The organism is Devosia sp. GW821-FHT12F11 (assembly GCF_058806655.1).
Map to the genome: position 1 here is coordinate 757711 of NZ_JBXAPX010000001.1, position 21684 is coordinate 779394.

29 protein-coding genes and 1 tRNA gene are annotated in these 21684 nt (G+C 64.0%); 17 read left to right on the forward strand and 13 right to left on the reverse strand.

Annotation, left to right across the window (positions count from 1 at the left end):
* Positions 1–21 precede the first annotated feature (21 nt).
* Entirely contained in the window at positions 22–1251 is a 1230-nt protein-coding gene (locus tag AC1ROK_RS03795) for an MFS transporter (RefSeq protein ID WP_492843967.1), read from the reverse strand.
* Positions 1252–1467: 216 nt separating this feature from the next.
* On the opposite strand from AC1ROK_RS03795, the gene AC1ROK_RS03800 reads away from it, so the two are divergent.
* Complete coding sequence (locus AC1ROK_RS03800; protein ID WP_492843969.1) at positions 1468–1950, forward strand: winged helix-turn-helix transcriptional regulator; 483 nt, start codon at positions 1468–1470, stop codon at positions 1948–1950.
* Here the strand turns inward: AC1ROK_RS03800 and AC1ROK_RS03805 are convergent.
* The 3 genes from AC1ROK_RS03805 to AC1ROK_RS03815 all read right to left on the reverse strand — a co-directional run bounded on the left by AC1ROK_RS03805 (position 1938) and on the right by AC1ROK_RS03815 (position 5256).
* Positions 1938–2630, reverse strand: a complete 693-nt coding sequence (locus AC1ROK_RS03805) for an outer membrane protein (protein ID WP_492843971.1) — start codon at positions 2628–2630, stop codon at positions 1938–1940. The genes AC1ROK_RS03800 and AC1ROK_RS03805 overlap by 13 nt on opposite strands.
* A 368-nt stretch (positions 2631–2998) precedes the next feature.
* Positions 2999–4300, reverse strand: coding sequence for a PQQ-dependent sugar dehydrogenase (locus AC1ROK_RS03810; protein ID WP_492843973.1), 1302 nt, complete (start codon positions 4298–4300; stop codon positions 2999–3001).
* Between the two features lie 86 nt (positions 4301–4386).
* Positions 4387–5256: an NAD-dependent epimerase/dehydratase family protein gene (locus tag AC1ROK_RS03815; RefSeq protein WP_492843975.1), complete on the reverse strand. Its 870-nt coding sequence runs from the start codon at positions 5254–5256 to the stop codon at positions 4387–4389.
* A 208-nt stretch (positions 5257–5464) separates the two neighbouring features.
* Here AC1ROK_RS03815 and gnd point away from each other — a divergent pair, with 208 nt between their 5' ends.
* Positions 5465–6442, forward strand: coding sequence for a phosphogluconate dehydrogenase (NAD(+)-dependent, decarboxylating) (gene gnd, locus AC1ROK_RS03820; protein ID WP_492843977.1), 978 nt, complete (start codon positions 5465–5467; stop codon positions 6440–6442).
* A gap of 260 nt (positions 6443–6702) precedes the next feature.
* Here gnd and AC1ROK_RS03825 read toward each other — a convergent pair whose 3' ends face one another.
* Together AC1ROK_RS03825 and queF are read right to left on the reverse strand one after the other, a co-directional pair.
* Positions 6703–7689, reverse strand: a complete 987-nt coding sequence (locus tag AC1ROK_RS03825; RefSeq protein ID WP_492843979.1) for an acetyltransferase domain-containing protein — start codon at positions 7687–7689, stop codon at positions 6703–6705.
* A gap of 77 nt (positions 7690–7766) precedes the next feature.
* On the reverse strand, positions 7767–8213 hold the full coding sequence (gene queF, locus AC1ROK_RS03830) for a preQ(1) synthase (RefSeq protein WP_492843981.1): 447 nt from the start codon (positions 8211–8213) through the stop codon (positions 7767–7769).
* Between the two features lie 212 nt (positions 8214–8425).
* Here queF and AC1ROK_RS03835 point away from each other — a divergent pair, with 212 nt between their 5' ends.
* From AC1ROK_RS03835 to AC1ROK_RS03860, 6 genes are all read left to right on the forward strand, one after another.
* Positions 8426–8851: a Crp/Fnr family transcriptional regulator gene (locus AC1ROK_RS03835; protein ID WP_492843982.1), complete on the forward strand. Its 426-nt coding sequence runs from the start codon at positions 8426–8428 to the stop codon at positions 8849–8851.
* A 14-nt stretch (positions 8852–8865) separates the two neighbouring features.
* Positions 8866–9306: a Crp/Fnr family transcriptional regulator gene (locus AC1ROK_RS03840; RefSeq protein ID WP_492843984.1), complete on the forward strand. Its 441-nt coding sequence runs from the start codon at positions 8866–8868 to the stop codon at positions 9304–9306.
* On the forward strand, positions 9303–9614 hold the full coding sequence (locus tag AC1ROK_RS03845) for an Rdx family protein (protein WP_492843986.1): 312 nt from the start codon (positions 9303–9305) through the stop codon (positions 9612–9614). The genes AC1ROK_RS03840 and AC1ROK_RS03845 overlap by 4 nt, the downstream gene beginning before the upstream one ends.
* A 102-nt stretch (positions 9615–9716) precedes the next feature.
* Entirely contained in the window at positions 9717–10277 is a 561-nt protein-coding gene (locus tag AC1ROK_RS03850) for a CreA family protein (RefSeq protein ID WP_492843988.1), read from the forward strand.
* Positions 10278–10487: 210 nt separating this feature from the next.
* On the forward strand, positions 10488–10670 hold the full coding sequence (locus tag AC1ROK_RS03855) for a hypothetical protein (protein WP_492843990.1): 183 nt from the start codon (positions 10488–10490) through the stop codon (positions 10668–10670).
* Between the two features lie 263 nt (positions 10671–10933).
* The gene (locus tag AC1ROK_RS03860; RefSeq protein WP_492843992.1) at positions 10934–11569 is read left to right on the forward strand and encodes a peroxiredoxin; all 636 of its coding nucleotides are present in this window, start codon (positions 10934–10936) and stop codon (positions 11567–11569) included.
* A gap of 260 nt (positions 11570–11829) precedes the next feature.
* Here the strand turns inward: AC1ROK_RS03860 and AC1ROK_RS03865 are convergent, their stop codons facing one another.
* The 3 genes from AC1ROK_RS03865 to AC1ROK_RS03875 form a co-directional block, all read right to left on the reverse strand.
* Positions 11830–12096, reverse strand: coding sequence for a hypothetical protein (locus tag AC1ROK_RS03865; protein ID WP_492843994.1), 267 nt, complete (start codon positions 12094–12096; stop codon positions 11830–11832).
* Between the two features lie 64 nt (positions 12097–12160).
* Positions 12161–12505, reverse strand: a complete 345-nt coding sequence (locus AC1ROK_RS03870; RefSeq protein ID WP_492843996.1) for an MmcQ/YjbR family DNA-binding protein — start codon at positions 12503–12505, stop codon at positions 12161–12163.
* A gap of 13 nt (positions 12506–12518) precedes the next feature.
* The gene (locus AC1ROK_RS03875; protein ID WP_492843998.1) at positions 12519–12842 is read right to left on the reverse strand and encodes a hypothetical protein; all 324 of its coding nucleotides are present in this window, start codon (positions 12840–12842) and stop codon (positions 12519–12521) included.
* 240 nt (positions 12843–13082) lie between these two features.
* Here AC1ROK_RS03875 and AC1ROK_RS03880 point away from each other — a divergent pair.
* Both AC1ROK_RS03880 and AC1ROK_RS03885 read left to right on the forward strand, forming a co-directional pair.
* A tRNA-Ser gene (locus AC1ROK_RS03880) sits at positions 13083–13172 on the forward strand.
* Between the two features lie 146 nt (positions 13173–13318).
* Complete coding sequence (locus AC1ROK_RS03885) at positions 13319–13585, forward strand: pyocin activator PrtN family protein (protein WP_492844000.1); 267 nt, start codon at positions 13319–13321, stop codon at positions 13583–13585.
* 71 nt (positions 13586–13656) lie between these two features.
* Here the strand turns inward: AC1ROK_RS03885 and AC1ROK_RS03890 are convergent, their stop codons facing one another.
* Positions 13657–14457 (reverse strand): class I SAM-dependent methyltransferase, encoded by an 801-nt coding sequence (locus tag AC1ROK_RS03890; protein WP_492844002.1) that lies wholly within the window; start codon positions 14455–14457, stop codon positions 13657–13659.
* 222 nt (positions 14458–14679) lie between these two features.
* Between AC1ROK_RS03890 and AC1ROK_RS03895 the strand changes: the two genes are divergently transcribed.
* From AC1ROK_RS03895 to AC1ROK_RS03910, 4 genes are all read left to right on the forward strand, one after another.
* Positions 14680–14868: a hypothetical protein gene (locus AC1ROK_RS03895; RefSeq protein WP_436092384.1), complete on the forward strand. Its 189-nt coding sequence runs from the start codon at positions 14680–14682 to the stop codon at positions 14866–14868.
* A 622-nt stretch (positions 14869–15490) separates the two neighbouring features.
* Complete coding sequence (locus AC1ROK_RS03900) at positions 15491–15973, forward strand: SH3 domain-containing protein (protein ID WP_492844004.1); 483 nt, start codon at positions 15491–15493, stop codon at positions 15971–15973.
* Between the two features lie 103 nt (positions 15974–16076).
* Positions 16077–16640 carry an SH3 domain-containing protein gene (locus AC1ROK_RS03905; protein ID WP_492844006.1) on the forward strand — a complete coding sequence of 188 codons (564 nt, stop codon included), beginning with the start codon at positions 16077–16079 and terminating at the stop codon, positions 16638–16640.
* Positions 16641–17062: 422 nt separating this feature from the next.
* Positions 17063–17260 (forward strand): DUF6894 family protein, encoded by a 198-nt coding sequence (locus AC1ROK_RS03910; RefSeq protein WP_492844008.1) that lies wholly within the window; start codon positions 17063–17065, stop codon positions 17258–17260.
* A gap of 165 nt (positions 17261–17425) precedes the next feature.
* On the opposite strand, the gene AC1ROK_RS03915 is transcribed toward AC1ROK_RS03910, so the two are convergent.
* Positions 17426–17899, reverse strand: a complete 474-nt coding sequence (locus AC1ROK_RS03915; RefSeq protein WP_492844010.1) for a hypothetical protein — start codon at positions 17897–17899, stop codon at positions 17426–17428.
* A 275-nt stretch (positions 17900–18174) separates the two neighbouring features.
* Positions 18175–18393 (reverse strand): hypothetical protein, encoded by a 219-nt coding sequence (locus AC1ROK_RS03920; RefSeq protein ID WP_492844012.1) that lies wholly within the window; start codon positions 18391–18393, stop codon positions 18175–18177.
* Between the two features lie 755 nt (positions 18394–19148).
* On the opposite strand from AC1ROK_RS03920, the gene AC1ROK_RS03925 reads away from it, so the two are divergent.
* The gene (locus AC1ROK_RS03925) at positions 19149–19367 is read left to right on the forward strand and encodes an I78 family peptidase inhibitor (protein WP_492844014.1); all 219 of its coding nucleotides are present in this window, start codon (positions 19149–19151) and stop codon (positions 19365–19367) included.
* An 84-nt stretch (positions 19368–19451) separates the two neighbouring features.
* Here AC1ROK_RS03925 and AC1ROK_RS03930 read toward each other — a convergent pair whose 3' ends face one another.
* Complete coding sequence (locus AC1ROK_RS03930; RefSeq protein WP_492844016.1) at positions 19452–19883, reverse strand: hypothetical protein; 432 nt, start codon at positions 19881–19883, stop codon at positions 19452–19454.
* Positions 19884–20146: 263 nt separating this feature from the next.
* Between AC1ROK_RS03930 and AC1ROK_RS03935 the strand changes: the two genes are divergently transcribed.
* Positions 20147–20962 (forward strand): transglutaminase-like domain-containing protein, encoded by an 816-nt coding sequence (locus AC1ROK_RS03935; protein WP_492844678.1) that lies wholly within the window; start codon positions 20147–20149, stop codon positions 20960–20962.
* Between the two features lie 60 nt (positions 20963–21022).
* Complete coding sequence (locus AC1ROK_RS03940) at positions 21023–21529, forward strand: SH3 domain-containing protein (protein ID WP_492844018.1); 507 nt, start codon at positions 21023–21025, stop codon at positions 21527–21529.
* Positions 21530–21684: the final 155 nt, after the last annotated feature.

Here is a 21684-nt window from a genome sequence, read left to right on the forward strand (position 1 = left end):
TTCGTCCACCGCCTCACGACCTCAGGCCGCCACCGGCTGCCCGGGCACCTGGTCTTCGTCCACATCCCGCTTCTTCGCCGGGAAGGCCAGCGCCAGGGCGGCGGCGGCGATGCCGATGGCGGCCGAGGCGATGTAGAGCCAGTGGTAAGTGCCGAACGTATCGTAGAGCCAGCCGCCGCCGACCGGGCCGAATGCCATGCCGATGCTCGAGGTCATCACCATGCCGCCGAGCACCGTGCCCATCACCCGCGGGCTGAAATAGTCGCGCGCCAGCACCGAGTAGAGCGGCATGACGCCGCCATAAGCGAGCCCGAGCACGGCCGCCAGCGCGTAGAACTGGGGCAGCTCGCTGACATAGATGTAGGTGTAGATGCCGACGGCCTGCAGCACGAGGCCGCCGACGATCACCCGGCGCACGCCGAGCCGATCGGCCAGCACGCCGAAGATCAGCCGGCCGAACAGCCCGGCAAGGCCCTCGACGCTGTAGATGCTCGCCGCCGCAAGGGCCGAGGCGCCGCAGATCATGGCGTAGCTGACGGTGTGGAAGATCGGGCCGGAATGCGCCGCGCAGCAGAGGAAGAACACCGAAGCGAGGACGATGAACTGCGGCGTACGCAGTGCCGACCAGCCCATCGAAGCCTGCTTCGGCTGGGCTGCAGCGCTCGGCGCCGGGGCGGGTTCGGTCACCGCCGGAGCGCGGCGGATCAGCATCGCCGCCGGCACGATCACCACCAGGGCGCCGATGGCGATGCTCAGCATGGCGCTGCGCCAGCCGGTGGTCTGGATCAGGTGGCTGGCGAACGGGGTGATCACCATCGGCGCAATGCCGCCGCCGATCGATACCAGCGACACCGCGAGGCTACGGTTCTTGTCGAACCAGCCCAGCGTCGTCGAGATGATCGGCGCGAAATAGGCCCCGCCCGCCGCACCGACCAGCCCGCCATAGGCGAACTGGAACACCAGGAGGTCGCTGGCCTGGCTGCCCAGCAGCAGCCCGGCGCCGAGCAGAACGGTCGCCATCAACACCACCGGCCGCGCCCCGATGCGGTCGCTGAGCGTCCCCCAGCCGAAGCCGGAAACACCCATGACGATGAAGCCGACGGTCATCGCCGCTGAAATGCCAGCGCGGCTCCAGCCGGTATCCTCGGCCATCGGCTGCAGATAGACGGGCAGGGCGAACATCGCCCCCATTGCCACGCAAGTGATCAGCGCGCCCGCCGCGACGACGACCCAGCCATAATGCTTGCTCATTGTTCCGTCCCTCAGAATGTCCTGCCATCTAGACGAGTGGCGGCAGCGACATTCGACAGCATGAGACAAAATATCCGCCTCGACCCCATCGCCACAACCGCTTGCAGGTTGCAAGGTGTATACCCCAGCTACAAACTACTTGTAAACTGCAAGTGGATGACCGGAGTGCTTTCCACCTCGAAAGTGCGACGAAATCGAAGACAAGGAGCCGTACCCGTGGATCGCCGATCCGGATGCCCCATCAACCTCTCCGTCGAAGTTCTCGGCGATCGCTGGAGCCTTGTGGTGTTGCGCGACATCATGTTCGGCAATTTCCGCACCTATAGCGAACTGCATGGCAACTCGCTCGAGGGCATCGCCACCAACATCCTCGCCAACCGGCTGAAGCGGCTGATGGATGAGGGGCTGGTGACCGCCGCCGCCGACCCCACCCACAAGCAGCGCACCATCTACAACCTGACCGAAATGGCCATCGCGCTGGTGCCGGTGATGGTGCAGCTGGGCGCCTGGGGGGCGCAGTTCCTGCCGGCCAGCCCGGAACTTTCGGCCCGCGCCATCGCGCTGGCCGAGGGCGGGCCGCAGATGGCGGACGACTTCATGGCCGAACTTCGCCACCTGCATCTAGGCGCCCCCAAACCGGGGCGCTCGGTGCTGGCGGAGCTCGATGCGGCCTATCAGGCGGCGGCTCAGAAGCCGTAGTTCACCCCGAGCTTGACGATGTGGAGGTTCTGCTGCGCCTCGAGACTGCCGCCGGTATAGTTGAGCTCGGCGCCGAGCGCGACGAAATCATACTCGATGCCGGCGGTGGCGTTCTCGCTGAAGGCGAACTCGGTGCCGAGCCCGACCGTCCAGCCGGTAGCGACCGCATCGGCGGAGCTCGGTGGCGGCCCCGGCAGTGGAGCGGTGGGGGTGAGCGTCGAGCGCACCCCGCCGGCGGCGAGCCCACCCTTGGCATAGAGCAGCAGCGTGTCGGCGGCATAGCCGACGCGCCCGGTGACGGTGCCGAGCCAATCGAGGTCGTAGCTGTAGTCGCGGCTGTCGACACCGTCGGTGGCCGAGCCGTTGCCCCCGATCCAGGTCTTGGCGAGATCGGCCTCGGCGCCGAACACCAGCACACCCGCCTGCGTGTTGAACCCGGCACGCATCCCGGCCAGCCAGCCGCCGGCGGCAAGGTCGAGCGGGTCGGCGAGGCCGCCTGGTTCTTCCAGCGTGACCTCACTGCTGCCGGCGCCTAGGAACAGCCCGGCATAGGCGCCGGACCAGTCATAGGCTGCCGCCGCGGCAATCGCCTCCGGGTCCTCGACGATCAGGTCGGCTGCCGCAGCCGATCCGGCCGCCATGCCGAAAACGGCAAGCAGCATGAGCGCAGAAATTCGCATGGTGTGGCCCCCCATCAGTTCGCGCCGGGCCAAACTACGGGTGACTGCGTGATGTGGGCGTCATGTGTCGGGGGTGCGGTTCTTGAGAGTTGTGCCCCTGGCCCACCCCCCTCCTTTGCCATTCGAGCGCAGCTCTCATGGCCTTCTCCCCTCAAATCGCTCCACCGGAGCGATTTGCCCTCCGGGACGGCTCGAAGTCCCCGACAAGGGGGGAGGTGCCGTTCAGTGTTTGCGGCAGGATCCAGCCCAATCCACCGGCCCGACACCTCCCCCTTGATGGGGGAGGCAAGCGAAGCTTGTCGCTTCAGCGACTTAGCGAAGCTGGGAGGGGGTGGGGCCGCAGGCCGTGCGCTCTAAGGCCGACAGCCTCAGGCCCCAGTAACGCGCCAGATCACGTCGCCGACGTCGTCAGCCATCAGCACGGCGCCATCCCTCGCGATCACCACGCCGACCGGGCGGCCATAGGAGTCCCTTTCGTCAGGCGACAGGAACCCAGTGAGGATGTCGCGCGGGGTGCCCGTCGGCTTGCCGTCGGCAAACAACACGAAGGCTAGCTTGTAGCCCGAGAGCGTCGAGCGGTTCCACGAGCCGTGCTGGCCGATGGCCATGCCGTCGCCGAAGCCGGGGAGCGTCCCCTCTGGCAGCCAGCAGAGGCCGAGCGAGGCGGTGTGCCCGCCCAGCGCGAAATCTGGCGCGATGGCGGTGGCCACCTTGGCCGGATCCTGCGGTACCCGATCGTCGACGATCTTGCCCCAGTACGAATACGGCCAGCCGTAAAAGCCGCCATCCTTGACCGAGGTCAGGTAGTCGGGCGGCGTCTCGTCGCCGATGCCGTCGCGCTCGTTGACCACCGTGAAGAGTTCGCCGGTCGTCGGCTCGAACGCCAGGCCCACCGGGTTGCGGAGGCCTCCGGCGAAGATGCGGCTCCGGCCGGTCACGAGGTCGAGCTCGAAGATGCAGGCGCGGCCTTCTTCGACCGCCATGCCGGATTCGCCGATATTGGACTGCGAACCGACGCCGACATAGAGCTTGGTCTGGTCCTTGCTGGCGAGCAGGCTGCGCGTCCAGTGGCCGCCCGGCTTGGTGGCGAGGAGCTTCTTGCCGCCGGCGGTGATCCTGGTGTCGCCGACCGTGAATGGGTAGGCATAGACGCCATCGGTGTTGCCGACATAGAGCGTCTCGCCGATCAGCTGCATGCCGAACGGCTGGTTGAGGCCTTCAAGCAGCGTGTGCTGCTCTTCGGCGACGCCATCGCCATCGGCATCACGCAGCAGCGTGATGCGGTTGGGGCTCTGCCCCACCGCCGCGGCGCGCCGCATGGTGGTGAAGATGGCGTAGTCGAACGGCGTCTTGATGGCGCCGCCAGGGGTGCTCAGCGCCTCGGCCACCAGCACATCGCCATTGGGCAGCACGTGCATCCAGCGCGGGTGCTTCAGGCCCCGGGCGAACGCGTTGACCTTGAGGCCGGCGGCAGCGGTCGGCTTGTGGTCGCCCGACCAGCCGCGCGCCGTTGGCATCTTCAGCGTCGGGATCGCCTGCGGCCGCGCCGCGGGGATATCGGGCGTGCTGCCGTAGATCGGGTTGCGCTTGGGTTCGTTGAAGCTGCGCGCCAGGATCGCCCCGGCGCCGACCCAGGCAACCACGCGGGCATAGATATCGGCAAAGCTCATGCTGTCCCTCTAATGTCATGGGTGCGCACCGCGGCGCGCACCATACCAGCCGCATACTTGCCTCCGCCAGCGAAGGCAATGTTGCCTTATTCGATCCCGGCGGCCTTGAGGTCGGCCCACAGGTTATCCTCGGGCACGTAGCCGATCCACTCGCGGGCCTCTTCGAGGTCCCAGGCCATGCCGGTATTGTTCGACATGCCGGAAACGACGATCGCCGGGGCGGGCCACTTGCTGGCGTCGGCGCGCAGCGCCGCCACCATCAGGCGGTTATGGTCGCCGTTCGACAGCCACATGTTGCGATACCACAGCGCGTTGCGCTTGAGCACCGCCGCGTCGGTCTCGCCGCGATCGCCGCCGCCGCTGCCGGCGATGGTGCGCGCCAGGTTCTCGCCGCGCTGGCACCAACCGATGCGGGTCGACACGGCAGTGATCCGACCATTGGTAGCGGCCGCCCGAGCGGCGCAGACGCGCTCCCCCAGCGCCTTGGTGGCGCCATAGGCCGAGCCCCACTTGTAGCCGTCGTCGTAATAGCGGGTGCCGCTGATATGCGGCGTCGACATCCTGAGCTTCCCGTCGGCCGGCAGCGGCGCATCCTTGTAGCCGCCCATGGCGTGATTGGACGAGGCGAAGATGAAGCGGCAGGGTTTCGTGCCGCCGCCCGCCTGCTCCAGCAGGTTCGCCGTCATGTCGAACGAAGCCGCCGATTCGGCCCAGCTCGAGTTGGGCGCCGGGTTGGCCGAGGCGTAATGAACGATGCCGTCGGCGGCCTGCGCCTCCTTGCGCCAGCGCTCGTCATAGGGGTCGGCGAGATCGGCAACCACCACCCGGGTTTTCTTGCCCGCGGTGAAGGGCGCGACGTCGATGGCGACGATCTCCTCCACCCAGTCGGCCGTTTCCAGGTGCTCCCTGAGCTTGCTGCCCAGGTTTCCTGCGCCCCCGGTGATCACTACCCGCATAGTCGTTCCTCCCTAGAGCGAGATCAGGAAAGGTTGCATGACCTTTCCGGTTCGATCTCGCGACAAAACCAAGAGCGAGATCAGGAAAGGTTGCAGACCTTTCCGGTTCGATCTCGCGACCAAAACAATGCCTTCACGGGGCTGCCCCCGTTGTCTCGATGTCGCGTATAACACCCCCCGCGTCAGTCGCTACAGTGGAGTGTGCATCATGCAGATCGGTATTGTCGGGTTAGGCCGCATGGGGGGCAATATCGCCAAACGGCTGATGCGCGCCGGGCACGACGTTGCCGTCTACGATATCGACGCCAAGGCCCGCGCCGTGCTGGCCGCTGACGGCGCGCGGCCCGCCGAGACGCTCGAGGCGCTCGTCGCCTCGCTGACCGACAGCCCGCGCGCCATCTGGGTGATGCTGCCAGCCGGCAAGATCACCGAGGGCACCATTGCGCACCTGAGCTCCTGCGTCGCGCCGGGCGACATCCTGATCGATGGCGGCAACTCCTATTACAAGGACGATATCCGCCGCGCCGCCGAGTTGCAGAAGACCGGCATCCGCTATGTCGATGTCGGCACCTCCGGTGGCGTCTGGGGGCTCGATCGCGGCTACTGCCTGATGATCGGCGGCGAGAAAGCAGCGGTCGATCATCTCGACCCGATCTTTGCGGCGCTGGCCCCCGGCAAGGGCGATATCGAGGAAACGCCCGGCCGCGGCAGCCTCGATCCGCGCGCCGAACAGGGTTACATCCACGCCGGTCCGGCGGGCGCGGGGCACTTCGTCAAGATGGTCCACAACGGCATCGAATACGGCATGATGCAGGCCTACGCCGAAGGCTTCAACATCCTCGAGAGCAAGAACGCCGAAGTGCTGCCGCCGGGCGAACGCTTCGAGCTCAACGTCGCCGACATCGCCGAAGTCTGGCGCCGCGGCTCGGTGGTCACCTCCTGGTTGCTCGACCTCTCAGCCATCGCGCTCGCCAAGGACCCCAGGCTCGAAGCCTTCTCCGGCCACGTCGCCGATTCCGGCGAAGGGCGCTGGACGGTGGAAGCGGCGATCGAGGAAGCCGTGCCGGCCGAGGTGCTGACCGCCGCCTTGTTCACCCGCTTCCGCTCCCGCCAGGAGCACAACTTCGCCGAGAAAATGCTGTCGGCGATGCGGCTCGGCTTCGGCGGGCACAAGGAGCAGAACTAGGGCGCTTCACAGAGTCGGGTCGCCAGGCCCCTTCTGGGTGTGGCGGCTCTACCGTCCCCTCGCCCCTGAGGGGAGAGGGCAAGTGGAGCTAGGACCGAAAGTCCGTAGCGGAACTTGGGTGAGGGGTTCAGCTTCTCAGCGAGCGCGTATGGCACCGCTTGACCCCTCAACCGGCGCTTCGCGCCACCTTCTCCCCTCAGGGGAGAAGGGAAGAGTTCGAGCATCTGGGCAATAGATTGCACCAGCTAGATGTGAAGGTCCTACTGCGTCTTATCCGCCATCGCCGTACAAAGCTGGGCCACGGCCCTGAGCTGCGTGTTCTGCTCCAGCGTCGGGTTCGTCGCCGCGACCGCTTCCCAGAGGTTCCCGGTTTCCACCTGCTCGACGGCGCAGCCGCAATAGCGCTCGCAGCGGGCGAGGTCGGAGCCGGTGCCGACGCACGAGGCGTTGCAGCTTTTGACGAAGTCCTGGCTGAGGCTCAGCACCGGCGGCGCTAGCACCGGCGCCGAGAGCTGCGTCAGCCCCCACAGCACGCCGATGATCAGCGGCTGGTGGAAGACATAGATTGGCAGGCTCCAGCGGCCCATCACGGCGAGCCCGCGCGCCAGCGGCTCCTTGCTGTGGAAGTGCCCAAGGTCCTCGGCCAGCGGCGAGGCGAGGATCAGCCGCATCGCGGCGACGCCGAGCAGCACGACGCCGAACCAGGGGAAGATCGGCACCACGTCGCTGGTCGGCGGCGAGGTCGGCCAGAAGCCGATCCAGCCGAGCTCGCGGCTTGAGAACACCGGGTCGTTGTAGAGGAGGTTCGCCGCGATGATGCCGATGCCGATGGCCGCCACGAGCCAGGGCGGCAGCCTGAGGAAGGCGAGGCCCATCAGCGAGAATAGCGCGATGGCATGCAGCACGCCGAAAAACACGAAATAGTCGGGGAACATCCAATAGGTGCCGGCGGTCACCAGCAGCGCACAGACGACCAGGATGCCGAAGCGGCGCCAGAACTTGTTCCAGCGGATGGCCTTGCGATGCGCCAGCACCAGCCCGGCGCCGACCAGGAGGAGGAAGCTCGAGAGGATCGACTTCTGGAACACCACCCAGCCGAAGACCGTGGTGACGTCGACGTCCGAGTAGCCGAAATAGTAGAGGTCCCAGGCGATGTGGAAGATAACCATGGCGATGATCGCCACGCCGCGTAAGAGATCGAGCAGCTGGTAGCGGGGCCGCTGCCCGCTGCTCACGTCACGACTCACCTGTTTCGACTCCCGCTCGTCTCCGGCGACCATAGTGGAACGCTCGCGTCGCGCTCAAGCACGACGAAATCAGCGCTTCAGCCGCGGCCGCGATAGCCTGGCACGCCCTGTTCGGGCAGCCACAAATTGGCCGGCGCCGAGCCGGTCTGCCAGAACACGTCGATCGGGATGCCGCCGCGCGGATACCAGTAGCCGCCGACGCGGAGCCAGCGCGGCGCGAGCGCCTCATTGAGGCGCTTGCCGATCTCCACCGTCGTCGCCTCGTGGAAGGCGCCGTGGTTGCGGTAGGAGAACATGAACAGCTTCAGCGATTTCGACTCGATCATCCACTGGTCGGCGACATAGTCGATGACCAGGTGCGCAAAATCCGGCTGCCCGGTGATCGGGCAGAGCGCGGTGAATTCCGGCACGGTGAAGCGGATCAGGTAGTCGATATCGGGATGCGGGTTGGGCACGCGGTCGAGCACGGCGCTGGCCGGGTCGAGCGGAATCTCGGCCGGGCGGCCGAGGACGGACGTATCCATGGTCTTGTCTCCTGAGGTCGGGCCCGGCAGCTGACCGGGGACGGGAGTTGCGTTCTGCCACCGGCGATGACCGGCGCGGACGCCTCCATACGCCGCGCGCGCCACCAAGGGCCAGCACAATCCGCGTGGCGTCGCGAATGACTTCGCATCCCCGCAAAGCTCGGCTACCATCGCCCCATGTATTCGGGTGGGTTGGGCTAGAAGGCTGGTTGATGGAGCAGATCCTCGTGGCGGCGGCGACGTTGCCGGTGAGCGTATTAGGACCGCGGGCGGTGCTGGTGAGCGAGGGAGCGCGGACCGGCAAGCTCTACATCCTCAAGTCCGGCGATCTCGAAGTGGTGCGCGACGGCAGCACGGTGGCGGCGATCGGCGACCCCGGCTCGGTAATCGGCGACATGTCGGCACTGCTCGACCTGCCACACTCGGCGACGGTCAGGACCCGCAACGGCGCCGAAGTGCATGTGGCCGAAGACGCCGACGCCTTCCTCGATGCGCACCCGGCCGCGGCGCGGCATATCGCCAAACTCCTCGCGGCGCGGCTGCACAAGACCACGGCGCTGCTGGTCGATATGCGGCGGCAGGCCAAGGTCCGCGAGGACCAGGATATGTTCGACAAGATCTTCGCACTGCTCGAATAACGGGAGTTGCTCTGGTGGCGGGTCAAGAGACGGAAAGCTGGCTGAAGTTCGATTTCTTCCCCGCCGGCACGGAGTTGATCGTGCAAGGCGGGCAGGCCGGCGGCAGCATCATGGTGCTGAAGGAAGGCGAGGTCGAAGTGCTGCGCGATGGCAAGTTCGTCTCCACCATCAAGCAGCCCGGCGCCATCTTCGGCGAAATGAGCGTCCTGCTCGAACGCCCGCATTCGGCAACGGTGCGCGCCGTGACCGATGTCCAGCTCTACGTCATCAACGACGCCCTCAACGTACTCGAGGCGCACCCGTCCTGGTTGCTGCAGATCGCTCGGCTCCTGGCGCAACGCGTCAACTCCACCACGGCGCAACTGGTGGCGCTGAAAAGCCGCGAAGATGAGGGTGACGACGTGCTGGTGCTGCCGACCAACGTCTTTTCCTCCTGGGCGGACCCGCAGATATGACCGACAAACCTAAGCTCGCCATTACCTACTGCACCCAGTGCAACTGGCTGCTGCGCGCCGCCTGGATGGGGCAGGAGGTGCTCTCGACCTTCGGCCTCGAAATGGGCGAGGTATCGCTCATCCCGGGCACCGGCGGCATTTTCGAGATCCATCTCGATGGTGTCTTGATCTGGGAGCGCAAGCGCGACGGCGGCTTCCCCGACGCCAAGCAGATTAAGCAACTGGTGCGCGACCGCATCGATCCCGGCCGCGACCTCGGCCATATCGACCATCCGCACGGCCCCGCAGCCAGGCACGGACACACCTGAGCGACCGTGCCCGCAACTATTGCAGCCGCGGGCCGTTGCGTGAACCCGGCAAGGTCCCCACATCAGGCCGGTCCTTAACCCCGAACCCCTGGACCCCTGAGCATGCTCAAGCGCTTCGCCTCCCTCGGTCTCGCCCTCGTCCTCACCGGCGCGCTCGCCGCGTGCGGCAACAACAACGGCACCGATGTGGGCCGCGTCGGGGTCGATTGGACCGGCAACGACATCAATGTCGAGGCGGTCGCCGACCCAGAGATCAAGGGCGTGGTCTGCCATGTCGCCTATTTCAACCGTTCGCTGATCGACCGGCTGCAGCAGGGCAACTGGTTCGAGGATCCGTCCTATTCGGCGGTGGATTGCGCTGCGGCCGGTCCGGTCACCATCGGCAACATCAACACCAACAAGGGCGGCGAAGAGATCTTCAAGCAGTCGCGCTCGCTGATCTGGAAGAGCCTGCGCGTGTCGCGCATCTACGATGCCGAGAACAACTCGCTGGTCTACCTCGCGCACTCGCGTGAGCTGCAGCAGGGTTCGGGCAAGATGTCGCTGTCGGTGGTGCCGCTCACCGGGCTCGACGTGACCTGGACCAACGGCGCCCCCAAGGGCTCGCCTGCGGCAGCCGCGGCAGCACCTGCGCCGGCCGGCGCGGCAGCGGGTGGTATCTAGAAACTCAGGGGCGAACCACCGGGGCTTCATCACACGCGGTGGGTGGACGAGGGTGTGCCGATGCCCACAAAAGCATCGTGAGTCGCCGATCCCTCAAATCCACATCGTTCAAACTCGATTCAACCGCGACCAAACCGTGCAACGCCGGCGCAAGTTCTGGGCGCGCACGCTCACCTCGATACCCGCTCGCGGGCTTCGGGAGGCGCGATCATGTTCAACTGGCTGCCGCAGGGTTCGGCGACCATCGCCGTCTCGTTGATCTTCATCATCGTCGTGTTCCTCATCGCCCGGGTGGCGCGGCTCAGCCAGCCGCTCGCTTTGGCCTTGGCTCTGACGCCGCCTTTGGCAATCGTGGCCGCCCTGCAATATGCCTTCGCCAGCGGCCTCATCTGACCCTCGCGGTTCACCGCAACGGTGGAACGCTCGACCTCCTGCCTCCAGCGCATCCGAGACGGAAAGGTCTCTGACCTTTCCCTGAAAGCGCTCTAGCACGCTGATTTTGCTGCCAACCCGGCGCTCGGGGAAGCGGTTGTTGCCGCTTGACGGCAAAACACAAAAAGATTTCATGCGGCGCAGTCGCATTCGACCGGGCCGCGTTCGATATTCGCGTGCGGCATCTGCCAGAAGTGGCAACGACCCGCATCAAGGAGTTCATCATGGCAATTCTCATCGGCGATACCGCCCCCGATTTCGAGGCGGAGACCACCGAAGGTCGCATCCGCTTCCACGATTACATCGACGGCAGTTGGGCCGTGCTGTTCTCGCACCCGAAGAATTTCACCCCGGTCTGCACCACCGAGCTCGGCTACACTGCCAAGCTGAAGCCCGAGTTCGACAAGCGCGGCGTCAAGGTGATGGGGCTCTCGGTCGACAAGCTCGAGAACCATGCCGGCTGGGCCGCCGATATCGCCGAGACGCAGGGCGCCACGCTCAACTTCCCGCTGATCTCCGATGTCGAGGGCGAAGTTGCGCGCAAGTACGACATGATCCATCCCAACGCCGACAATTCGCTGACCGTGCGCTCGGTGTTCGTCGTCGGTCCGGACAAGAAGGTGAAGCTCAAGATCGAGTACCCGGCTTCCACCGGGCGCAACTTCGACGAGATTCTGCGCGTCATCGACAGCCTGCAGCTCACCGCCAAGCACCAGGTGGCGACGCCGGTGAACTGGAAGTCGGGCGAAGACGTGATCATCGTCCCCGCCGTCTCCGACGAAGCGGCGCGCGAAAAATATCCCGAAGGCTGGAAGACGCTGAAGCCGTACCTCCGCATCGTACCGCAGCCGCGCGCCTGATCGGGTCTTAGGTTTGCGAAACCGCGGGCGGCCTCGAGGCCGCCCGTTTCTGTTTCAGGTGTTGCCGACGAAGGGGCCCACCCACTCGGTGTCATCCCGGCGAAGGCCGGGATCCATCCTGAGATGCTTCGGCTCGTGCGCATAACCGCATCACCTCAGGATGGGCCCCGGCCTGCGCCGGGGTGACACCGTGGATGAGGGGACACCTTTGACAGAGCCCGTCACACTCCGATCTGGTCCTGTGCAACGCCTGGCCCGGTCTACGCGTTGCCGCGCAGCGCCCGGTTGATGGCGCCCAGCAGCATGACGATGCGCCCGAGCCCCATCAGCACCAGCCCGCCGGCGAACGGCAGCACCGCCCACTGCAGCAGCCGCGCCACGTCGACCAGCGTGCCGAGCAGGTCCGAGCCGGGCGTATCGAGCGCCGTATTGACCATCTGGATCAGGCCGGGCGCCCCGAAGCCCGCGACGACGATCGTCGCCAGCACCGCAATCAGTCCGACGACATAAAGCAATCCCGCAACCATCCTCGCCCCCTCATGGCTTATGCGGGTAGTTAAGAAGGCCTGAACGACTTCGTCAACGTGCTGCTCAGATGCCGAGCTCGGCCTTGAGTTTGCGCGTCAGCTTGTCGGCGATCAGCCGGTGCGACTCGCGGATATAGCCTTCGGCGAGTTCGCTCTCGAGTGCGCCGGGCGAAACCCGCACCCATTGGCGCTTGGCGAAATAGGCCGCCTGCGCGATGCCCTCGAGGTCAGTCAGCCCATCGAAGGCGATCTCACCCACCTTGAACACGATATCGCCCGAGGCGTCGCCGAGCAGGCAGAACACCTTGCCGCCGACCTTGGCGACCAGCGCCTCCCACTGCTCGTGCAGCGTCACCCCGGGAAGCGTCGTGACAAACGCGGTGAAGCCGTCGCGGTCGTGCAGCGTCAAGATCGGGCTCCCGTCAGATCTGGTCGTGCCGGACGAACAGCCGGGTCTTGCGCGAGCGGCCCGCCCAGGCCAGCAGCGCGCCGGGCACGGCCAGCACGGCCCAGCCCGGCATGGCCAAGATCGCCTCCGAGACCGGCTCGAGCACCATGCCGAAGAAACGACCGGCCAGGAACTCGCGCACCGTGGCGAGACTCTCGGCATTGAGCCAGGTCCAGTTCTCGGCAAGCGAGGTGAAGATCAGCTGGTTGCCGCCGAGCGAGCGCGTGCCGTCGATGATCAACAGGATCAGCGCCACACCGAGGAGCCAGGTGCCCAAGAGCCTGAGAAAAAGCCGCATCGAGGTCCGTCGCGTCCGGGATGCGCCGTGCGGGGTCCCAATGCTCCGCCGGCTGCTGGCAACCCTTTTGCCACGCGGTCCACGCGCCGGACAAGACAACTTTGCCCGACCTTCATGGCAATCCCCGTCATCGGCGCGTTATGTGCCTTGCGGTCACGACGTCGATGAGTATATTGCGCCCGCTCCGGCAGGCTCAGGCCCCGGACACGCAGACCCGGGCCCGCCCGGCCCGCTGCATGCGGAGAGATGGCCGAGTGGTCGAAGGCGCACGCCTGGAAAGTGTGTAGGCGGGGAACCGTCTCAAGGGTTCGAATCCCTTTCTCTCCGCCATTTACCCAACGTAATTCGTTGATACCGCAGGAATTGCACCGATCACGTTGCTGTTCGCCCTAAGGATAACCCTAAGGCTTGGCGAACTCAGCCGGGAATAAATGGGATCGCGCGGGAACTGGCGGTGCCCTCTGAGCAGCGGACCGATGAAGACCATCTGGATGTTGATGGCCATGTATGATGGCAAGGTAATTGTCCCGGCTGCACAGGTCGCGGCGGACTTCTTCCCTCACCTCAGTACAGAAAAGTTCGTTCGGAAAGTCGATGCGGGCGAGATCGACATCCCCCTCATCCGCATTGAGGACAGCAGCAAGGCCGCGCGAGGGGGCGATTTGCGGGACCTGGCTGCTTACCTCGACAAACGGCGCGACTCAGCAGTGGATGCCACGGACAAGATCCACGGACGGCGTTGAGGCGACCTGTTGGCGTTCATCCTGGCCAGGCAGCGGGCTTACGAGTTTGCATGGTCCGTTGGTGGCGACGGCTAAGATACAATGCCTCGGCATGCCCAGGCCACGTTGGCGAAAGACCGCGGGCCGTCGGGTTTGCCGCACTCATAGGCATCGCGCACGGCGGCGGTCACCTGGTTCAACTGGGTAGGCTCAAGACTTCCAACATATTTGCCGATCGGCCCCTCGCCCGCCGCGATGGGGGCCCAGAGGTCATCGAAATCCCGGTAGGTCATGCGCATCATCAACTGGTCTTGGACGACCCTGTCTAACCCCTCGTCGACGAAGGCTTGCTTCATTTCACCTGGCTGCATCATCGGCTGGAAGACATACCGGTTGCGAAGCTGTCGCCCCGCCTCCGAGAGGCCTGCCAGAGTGTCAACAATCATTCGCATGCCGGTCATGCCGCCAAAATGGTCCCAAACAACCGCCCCGACAGTGCCCCCTGACTTGACGACGCGACGCATTTCGCGAATGGCAAGCGGAGCGTCGGACACAAAGTGCAGGACAAGCAGCGCCAAAGCACGATCGAAAGAACCGTCAGCAAACGGCAGGGCCGTAGCGTCTGCCTGCTGGACGCTCACGCGCGGATCACTGTTGCGCTGCCTCGCAGCCTCGACGAAAGTCGGGGAATAATCGATAGCCACTATCTCGCCGGCCTCGGTTCGGCTCGCAAGTTCGAGGGTCAAACTTCCGGTGCCACAGCCAACATCCAGGATTTTCTCGTTGGTGCCAATTCCAACGAACTCGATGAATGCGGGCGCTAGCTCTCGGCTCCAGCGCCCCATCAGCTGTTCGTACCCCGCCGCGTTATGCACGGTGAAATTCGATGTCATCAGACCCTCGCCCGGTTCGAACTAGTGTCTCTTTAGGCTAGACCGACACTGTAACCTTGCCAATGACACTTGCTAATCGGGCAAGGAACCAAGGTCACCGGGCTTCCGGGACTGTCTGCTAATGGATGGACCGGCTGCTTCCCCCGCGGCGCGGTCCCAGACTGCTCCGCGTCAACCGGAGCAGCAACAGGTTGGGTTCTCTTACATCAAAGGAGAGTGCCCATGGAATCCCAACTCGAATCCCACAGTTTCATCACTCTGCTGACGACGCCCTGGTTCCTTGTCGTGGTGGGTGGATTCATCGTCCTGGGCTTGGCCATCGCCTACGGGATGCGCCGCACGAGGAGCAAGACTGCCAGGGATAGTGCCGCTGCTGCGGCACAGGGTATCCGGGAACATCGGGATGACTGACGCAAGCAAGCCTGGCGCCGGAGTGGTACCAAGTGCCCGGGCCGAGCGTAGGCGCGTCGGCCGGGACGACACCTCGGGGATCGTACTTTACGCAACCACCGTGGCGGTCATCTCAGTGTTCATCATCGCCGTAGTGGTACTCGCTTAGGGGGCCGCTAAGTTATGGGCATCAATTGGGCTGGCACTGATCGGTGGCGCGTCGCAACTCGCCTGGCAGGAAGCCTACATGGTTGCGAAACTGCCTTCGGAAGCTGAACATCGCCGCCTGGATGCTCGCCCTCGGATGGTTGTGAACGGAAACTCGCGTCACCCTCGCGCGGTAGCGTTCGATCTGGGTTGAGGTTTGGCTGCTGACAACCTGGAGGGCCACGCATCATCTCCGTCGCCCCAGAGTTGAGTTACGCTGCCGCGCCAGCAATGGACGACCGGGCAGGGGGCCTGTCAAGCGCCACGCAACAGCAACTAGTGCCGCGGTTCCAATGGCGACCGAAGTCGCCACCGGGAACGGCGTGTCCACATGAAGGTTTGACTCTCGGCGAGCGACGGCCGGAGTCCCCAAAAAGGCCGCCCCCGGCTCGGAAATTCGACCGTCGCTTAGCCAACTGACAACAACAGAGCTGAAATGGCCCGCGCAATTGTGTCGCTAGCATTGTTTTCAACCGTCGCGCTGTTTGCAGGCGCTATGACAGTCAGCGGCTTGAGCTTCACTGCCGACACAGTGGCCAAAGTAGCAGCCTCGACCACGGTCAAAGCGCAGAAACGACTGCCGAGCTATATCGCCTACATGCCAACGGTGAAAGCCGAGGCACTCAATATCGCGAAATCGGTGCCGGTGGCGACGCGAGTCCCCAAAACCCCAGCTCCGCCGCTGGAGGCGCTGCCGGCGCCGACCTTTACCCACACCGTCGCGGTGGAGTCGCTTCGCGTCAGAAGCGGGCCGCGGAAAACTACTCCCCAGTTGTTCACCCTGAAAGGTGGAACGCAGGTCACCGTGATCAAGGATGATGGCGGCTGGGTCTTGATTACGGCCGGAGGTGACCGGATGGGCTGGGTCTACGGCAAAATGCTGCGCCCGGCTGGCACAACCGAGGCTGCGCTGCGCTAAGCGGGCGAGAGCCCAACGATTGTTTCGAATGGCGGTGGCTGGACCTCACTGGGTGGTGGGGCCGGCTGCGGTCGACTGCAGCAGAACAACAAAAGGAAAAAACATGAAACCGCTTCTGCTATCTGGCTTGTTACTGATGACTACCTTCGCGGCGGTTCCCGCCGTCACCGCCGCCGAGGCCATCGGGTCTGTCAATGTCCGCTCGGGGCCCGGCACTTCCTACCGCGTTGTCGACCGCCTTGCGCGGGGTGAGAACGTCAACGTTCAGCGTTGCCGCTCGAGCGGCTGGTGCTTCATTACCCACCCGGGCCCGGATGGCTGGGTGTCTGCCCGCTATCTTGTCTCGAACGAGTTCGCCGACGACTACCCTGTTAGCCGCCGGGTGGGCCCCAACCTTAGCTTTAGCATTATCATCGGCGGTGGCGGCTTCGGCGGTGGTGGTGGAGGCGGCGGTGGTGGGCCACGCGAAGAATTGGTCTGCCTCGTCACCTTCTTCGACCGAGATGATGTTGAAGCCGGTGCCGACGCAAATGTCGAACGTGCCAGGGTCCTGCCGCGCAGCGAGGCTGAGCGGCGCGACGGCCCGAACGACCGCCAGGGAATCTTCGACTACGGCACCGATCGCCAGACCCGCGAGACCTGCGATTACCTCGACAGGCTGAACTAGCGGGGTTTTGGTCGCATCAGAAAAGCCTTTGTCAGACGCGACCCTAGCAGCGGGCGGCCACGAGGCCTGGCCGCCCGCTGTTCCGCGCGCGTTCCGTGGTTCCCCGAGATTGATGGTATTTGCGACCCGCCCGCTTAGCTCCCGAACAGGCGGGCTCCATTGCCCACTAGGTAGATTCCGGCCCCGAGAAGCGCGACCAGTACAAGCCACGCGACGATCATCCAGCCAACCCCATATCGGCCCCTAAGCATGATGCTCCTCCCGGGGGGGGGGGCCGGCTTGCGCAACTCTGCCGCGGCCCATCAGCATCGATTCGAAGCTAACGACGCTTTAGCGCCCCCAAGCGTTCGTGTTCAACTCATGTCGAGAGTTTGCAACCAAGCCCGGCTTGCCACGTCTTTGCGTTAAGGCGGGAGGCTATCATGCGGTACTTCTTTGATATTTTCGACGGTGACCATTGGACCCGAGACGACCTCGGCGTCGAGTGCGCAAGCGACCAGAGGGCTCGTCACCAAGCAGTGCTGGCACTGACCGAACTGGCTAGCGAGTTGCTGCCCTACGACGGGTCCACCAAGGAGCTTGTCATCAGGGCTGCAGGACGAGCTCGCATTTTCGGTTAAGCTGGCCTTCGAGACTTCATCCGGTCCGGCGCTTACCGACCCCACGGTCCTGGAGGCCCCGCATTGAGGGCGCGGCGAAGCATGTGCGAACGCCAGCGGCGCTCTACTTCCGCTTGCCGCCTCAGCCGATCACCGAACTCACCGAAATTGCATGCAATGACTCGCTCAAGTACTGCAGTCGGTAACGGTAGGGAGCTGGGTGCTTTGCAGGATTGCAGCGGCCGAGGAGTCCGATACAGGGCGGCTGATGCGCCCGATAGAGGATGTCTCGATGTAAAAGGGGACGAAGCCCCGGCAGCCCTTGGCGTCCGTCACCGTGGCAACGCAGTCGTAGTCATAGGCGCGGTCACCTTGCCGGTCGGTGTGTACTCGACATTTGACATCGCCCGTCGGCGCTATATTCCGCTCCATCCGCGCCTTACCGTCAAGGTTGTAGACCCTGTTCTCTCCGGCTGGCTGTAGCAGCTGTTCGAATGCCGCATTGGCGGCATCACCCGAGGGAACTGTCGTTCGCTCAAAGGCCATGAAGGTGATGGCGAGTATCGCCACGAAGCCAAAGCCTAGCCAAGTAAGCAGGCCACGGTTTTTGCGCGCTAGCTGCTCGGCGATTCTGTGACGTTGTTCGGCGGTTGGGGTCATGGGGTGGCCCGGTACGGCGACGACGCTGAACTGTTGCTGAATGAATAGGACCTTGCTCCTCGTGGCAGCTGGAATCTGCCTCCTGCAGTTTCCCTGAAACCAGGCATCAAGGGGGTATCAGCATGAGCCTGTTAGCTTCGATGCTACTCGGGCTCTAAACCCTCGCCCGATTGGCGGCACCGCAAAGTCCATCTCCGCCTCACGCGGTGCCGCCGTCTACCTTCACTATGTGTGCCATCGGGCAAACCGCTACGCCTAGCCTTGGTCGATGACGCTCAGAGTGCCGGTTCACTTCCTGCGGGAATAAGGCCACTCCGCTGCAGCCAGCTCTTGCCGCGCTGCGTGATGTGGCAGCGCTTCTTGTCCCCTCCCATCACCAGGCGTTCGTCCCACAGGAACTGAAACTCCGGCCGATCCTTGATCGGCGTGCCGACCTCCTCGGACAACCGGATGAGCTCGTCGATCGCGATTTGGGGAAGGTCATAGTCCTGCATGGCCGTGGCGCAACAGATTCCTGAAACGCAAAAAGCCTCGGTTCCTTGAGGAGCGGGGAAAGCGCTTGTCTGTCAGCAAAATTGCTGGAACGGCCTGATAAATACTAGACCCCGGCGCATGGCGGCACCGGGGTCCGTAGAGCAGTCCTCTATCGCCGAGGCTTGGGGTCTCAGCAGCTAGACAACCAGCACGAGTAGCTTTTGTTCCGAGTGCTCGCTGACGTGATGGTGCTGTATCGATCGGGTCGCTATCCAGCCTTCTTTCGACGCGACCCTAGCAGCGGGCGCCTTGTGGCCGGGTCGCCCGCTGCGATCGCTGTGGTCCTGGTCGCACCTGCAATTTCGCTGAAACTGGAGTCAGGACCCTGTCACCCCTCGTGGGGTACAACCGCTCGTCGGCTGATCAACCCTCGCCCGACTAGGCGGCACCGCATCCCATGCACATCCTTGCCCCACGGCGGTGCCGCCACCCCCACCCAGCCGCGCAGCAGACCGATGCAGTTGCCACCGGGATCGAAGCTGCCGAAAAACATCACAATGAGACCGGCGGCCGCGCCACCGTTCACCTGTGGAGCGACCACTGAGCGCCGCTCATCGGCTTAATTCCGGCGGATTGGGATGCGCGAGATCGGCGACCCGTTTCCTGTCCGAGAGTTGCTTTGTCGCACCGCCCTCTTGCTTCCGTCGGTCTAGCCGCCGTCCTCATTCTGGGTGGGTGCGCGAGCACCAGTCGCCCGCCTGTCAACTCGCTACCGGTGGCCGACTGCGGCGCTTCCGAGGTGAAGAAGCTCATCGGCCACCCGGTCACCGGCAAGTCAACCTCCGATGTTAGGATCAGCAACAATCCCGTGCGGTCCAAGGGGGAGGTTCGCGTAATTGCGCCCGGGCAGGCCGTAATACAGAACTACAGCGAAGATCGGTTGAACTTGGAAACCGACTCGGCGGGTAGACTAATACGAGCCAGTTGCGGTTGATCTAAAGGGCGCTACCGGCAGCCCCACCCGAAACGCAAAAACCCCCGACCTCTACAGAAGAGGCCGGGGCAGCGGGTAACGTGATCAGGTTCGGTCGTCGACGTAGACCGTATAGGAGCCATCAGCCTCCGTCGTCACTGCGACGATCTTTTCGATCGGACAGGTGGCCGTATCGAGCTTGGCCTTAAGATCGGCGTTCGCTTTGATTGCGGTCTTAAGTTCGATCACCAGCGTGGCGCTCTTGGTCAGCGCATTGTCCAGGGCCGCAGCATCACCAGCAGCGTCACCCTTGAGCGTCGAGACGTTCACGCACTTCACCGTTGAGGCGGACGTGAACGTCTTGACGTCCGCCATCTTGCCAGAGTTGAGGCTGGAAATGAGCGATCCATAGTTGGTCTTCGCCGATACGCCCGCCTCGGTAGCCGCCGTGGTCGCTGTGCTGGCATCCTGAGCCACTGCGACAAACGGGGCGCTCACCAAGGCTGCCGCGATCATAATAGTGGCAATGATTTTCATCGTGTTCTTCTCCTCTTTTTGCCCTCGGCGCAGACAACTTGCGTAGCAACGTCCGGTTCCGAACTTAACGCGGCCGCCCAGGTGGTTCGGCTGTGCTTCTCAGTGCCAATGAGCGAATGCGTTAGCGCAAGTTCTTGACCGGCCCTTGGCACCGTTTCCGGCTCTAGGAAAAGCGGTCAAGTTTCTCCCGCTATGAAACTTCATCGGATCACCCTGAACCCCGGGGTCTGCTTTTCGTTATCTGTCGACACTGGGAAACGATGATGCAGATCAAGGCTGGATTCACTATCGCGTACGAATGTCCAAGACCTACGCCGATGCTCTTGACGCTCAAGGTGCACCCGACGCGGCGCTCTGACTTACTGACGCCGGAGTCACTGACATTTTCGCCACCTGTCGAGACGTGGGACTACCTTGATGGCTTTGGCAACGTCTGCACCAGACTGACCGCACCCGCTGGCCGGCTTACCATCTCGACCGCGTTTGAGATTTACGACGGCGGACTACCCGACTTTGTTCCTCAGGATGCGGCGCAGCACAACATCCGCGATTTGCCCGATGAGACCTTGGTGTACGTTCTGGGATCCCGCTACTGCGAGACGGACCTTCTTTCGGACATCGCCTGGCAACTGTTTGATAAGACCCAGCCAGGGTGGCCACGAGTGCAAGCGATCCTGGATTTCGTGCATAATCACATTCGCTTCGACTATCAGAAGGCCGACAAGACCCGTTCTGCCTACGGAGCTTATCTGCAGAAGGTCGGGGTCTGCCGCGACTTCACCCATCTCGCCGTAGCGTTATGTCGGTGCATGAACATCCCCGCCCGGTACTGCACCGGCTACCTCGGGGACATCGGGGTACCGCCATCCGACGCGCCAATGGATTTCTCCGCTTGGTTCGAGGTGTACCTCGGGGGGCACTGGTATACGGCCGACGCTCGGCACAATACCCCGCGGATAGGGCGCATTCTGATGGCGACTGGACGCGATGCCACCGACGTCGCTCTTTCGACGCAGTTTGGTCCGGCGCTACTAGCTCAATTCGAAGTACTGACCGAGGAGATTCAATCGTCGGATTAAGAAATGTGACAGAGAGAACGCCACAGTGATTTCGCATCGGATGCGAGGAGGAGAGACGGAATGGGAGACTTGCGCATTTTCATGTTTGCTGTCGCGTTCGCGCTGTCATCGATCGGAGGCATCAATGTCGCGGCCGCGCAAGTGGTCGAAGGCGAGGAACACTGCGTAATCAACGTGAAGACCTCGGACGCTCTCAACGTCCGCGCCAAAAACAGTGCCGCCAGCAAGGTCGTCACCACGCTCCGCTACGGTGAGTGCGGAATTGTCGTAACTGGCCCCTGCAAAGGCTCTTGGTGCCCGGTGGAGGACGGTCATGACACGGGGTGGGTCAAGAGCAATTTCATCTCGATGGTGTCGCCTGCCATCTACTGTGTGACGGGCGTCGGTGCCGGCGACGGATTGAACGTCAGAGCGTTCCCGTCCCCAAGCTCACGCATAGTCACCGTGCTACATCGACGCCAGTGCGACATCGCTTTCCTGCCATACGCGGTCAGCAGCTGGCAGAAAGTGCGCGCCGGCGGCGGGTACGAGGGGTGGGTGAACCGGAAATACCTTTCGGGCGAATAACCACCTGCCACCTCACTAACGCGCAAGAGTTATGGCAGAGGCGCTGACTAATGCGTACTCAGCCGCGGTTCGCTCGGGTCACACCTTAGCTGAGCCTCGTTACAGATCGTAGCGCATCCAGTCGCTGCCGGAGACGATAACGGGCGTCGGGACAC

Coding starts and splice junctions, on each gene's coding strand:
- AC1ROK_RS03895 (WP_436092384.1), top strand. CDS start 14,680: ATGGAATCCCAACTCGAATCCCACAGTTTCATCACTCTGCTGACGACG.
- AC1ROK_RS03855 (WP_492843990.1), top strand. CDS start 10,488: ATGTTCAACTGGCTGCCGCAGGGTTCGGCGACCATCGCCGTCTCGTTG.
- AC1ROK_RS03920 (WP_492844012.1), bottom strand. CDS start 18,393: ATGCAGGACTATGACCTTCCCCAAATCGCGATCGACGAGCTCATCCGG.
- AC1ROK_RS03835 (WP_492843982.1), top strand. CDS start 8,426: ATGGAGCAGATCCTCGTGGCGGCGGCGACGTTGCCGGTGAGCGTATTA.
- AC1ROK_RS03940 (WP_492844018.1), top strand. CDS start 21,023: ATGGGAGACTTGCGCATTTTCATGTTTGCTGTCGCGTTCGCGCTGTCA.
- AC1ROK_RS03875 (WP_492843998.1), bottom strand. CDS start 12,842: ATGCGGCTTTTTCTCAGGCTCTTGGGCACCTGGCTCCTCGGTGTGGCG.
- AC1ROK_RS03860 (WP_492843992.1), top strand. CDS start 10,934: ATGGCAATTCTCATCGGCGATACCGCCCCCGATTTCGAGGCGGAGACC.
- AC1ROK_RS03865 (WP_492843994.1), bottom strand. CDS start 12,096: ATGGTTGCGGGATTGCTTTATGTCGTCGGACTGATTGCGGTGCTGGCG.
- queF (WP_492843981.1), bottom strand. CDS start 8,213: ATGGATACGTCCGTCCTCGGCCGCCCGGCCGAGATTCCGCTCGACCCG.
- AC1ROK_RS03910 (WP_492844008.1), top strand. CDS start 17,063: ATGCGGTACTTCTTTGATATTTTCGACGGTGACCATTGGACCCGAGAC.
- AC1ROK_RS03915 (WP_492844010.1), bottom strand. CDS start 17,899: ATGACCCCAACCGCCGAACAACGTCACAGAATCGCCGAGCAGCTAGCG.
- AC1ROK_RS03900 (WP_492844004.1), top strand. CDS start 15,491: ATGGCCCGCGCAATTGTGTCGCTAGCATTGTTTTCAACCGTCGCGCTG.
- AC1ROK_RS03935 (WP_492844678.1), top strand. CDS start 20,147: ATGCAGATCAAGGCTGGATTCACTATCGCGTACGAATGTCCAAGACCT.
- AC1ROK_RS03845 (WP_492843986.1), top strand. CDS start 9,303: ATGACCGACAAACCTAAGCTCGCCATTACCTACTGCACCCAGTGCAAC.
- AC1ROK_RS03885 (WP_492844000.1), top strand. CDS start 13,319: ATGAAGACCATCTGGATGTTGATGGCCATGTATGATGGCAAGGTAATT.
- AC1ROK_RS03795 (WP_492843967.1), bottom strand. CDS start 1,251: ATGAGCAAGCATTATGGCTGGGTCGTCGTCGCGGCGGGCGCGCTGATC.
- AC1ROK_RS03850 (WP_492843988.1), top strand. CDS start 9,717: ATGCTCAAGCGCTTCGCCTCCCTCGGTCTCGCCCTCGTCCTCACCGGC.
- AC1ROK_RS03890 (WP_492844002.1), bottom strand. CDS start 14,457: ATGACATCGAATTTCACCGTGCATAACGCGGCGGGGTACGAACAGCTG.
- AC1ROK_RS03930 (WP_492844016.1), bottom strand. CDS start 19,883: ATGAAAATCATTGCCACTATTATGATCGCGGCAGCCTTGGTGAGCGCC.
- AC1ROK_RS03810 (WP_492843973.1), bottom strand. CDS start 4,300: ATGAGCTTTGCCGATATCTATGCCCGCGTGGTTGCCTGGGTCGGCGCC.
- AC1ROK_RS03815 (WP_492843975.1), bottom strand. CDS start 5,256: ATGCGGGTAGTGATCACCGGGGGCGCAGGAAACCTGGGCAGCAAGCTC.
- AC1ROK_RS03805 (WP_492843971.1), bottom strand. CDS start 2,630: ATGCGAATTTCTGCGCTCATGCTGCTTGCCGTTTTCGGCATGGCGGCC.
- gnd (WP_492843977.1), top strand. CDS start 5,465: ATGCAGATCGGTATTGTCGGGTTAGGCCGCATGGGGGGCAATATCGCC.
- AC1ROK_RS03905 (WP_492844006.1), top strand. CDS start 16,077: ATGAAACCGCTTCTGCTATCTGGCTTGTTACTGATGACTACCTTCGCG.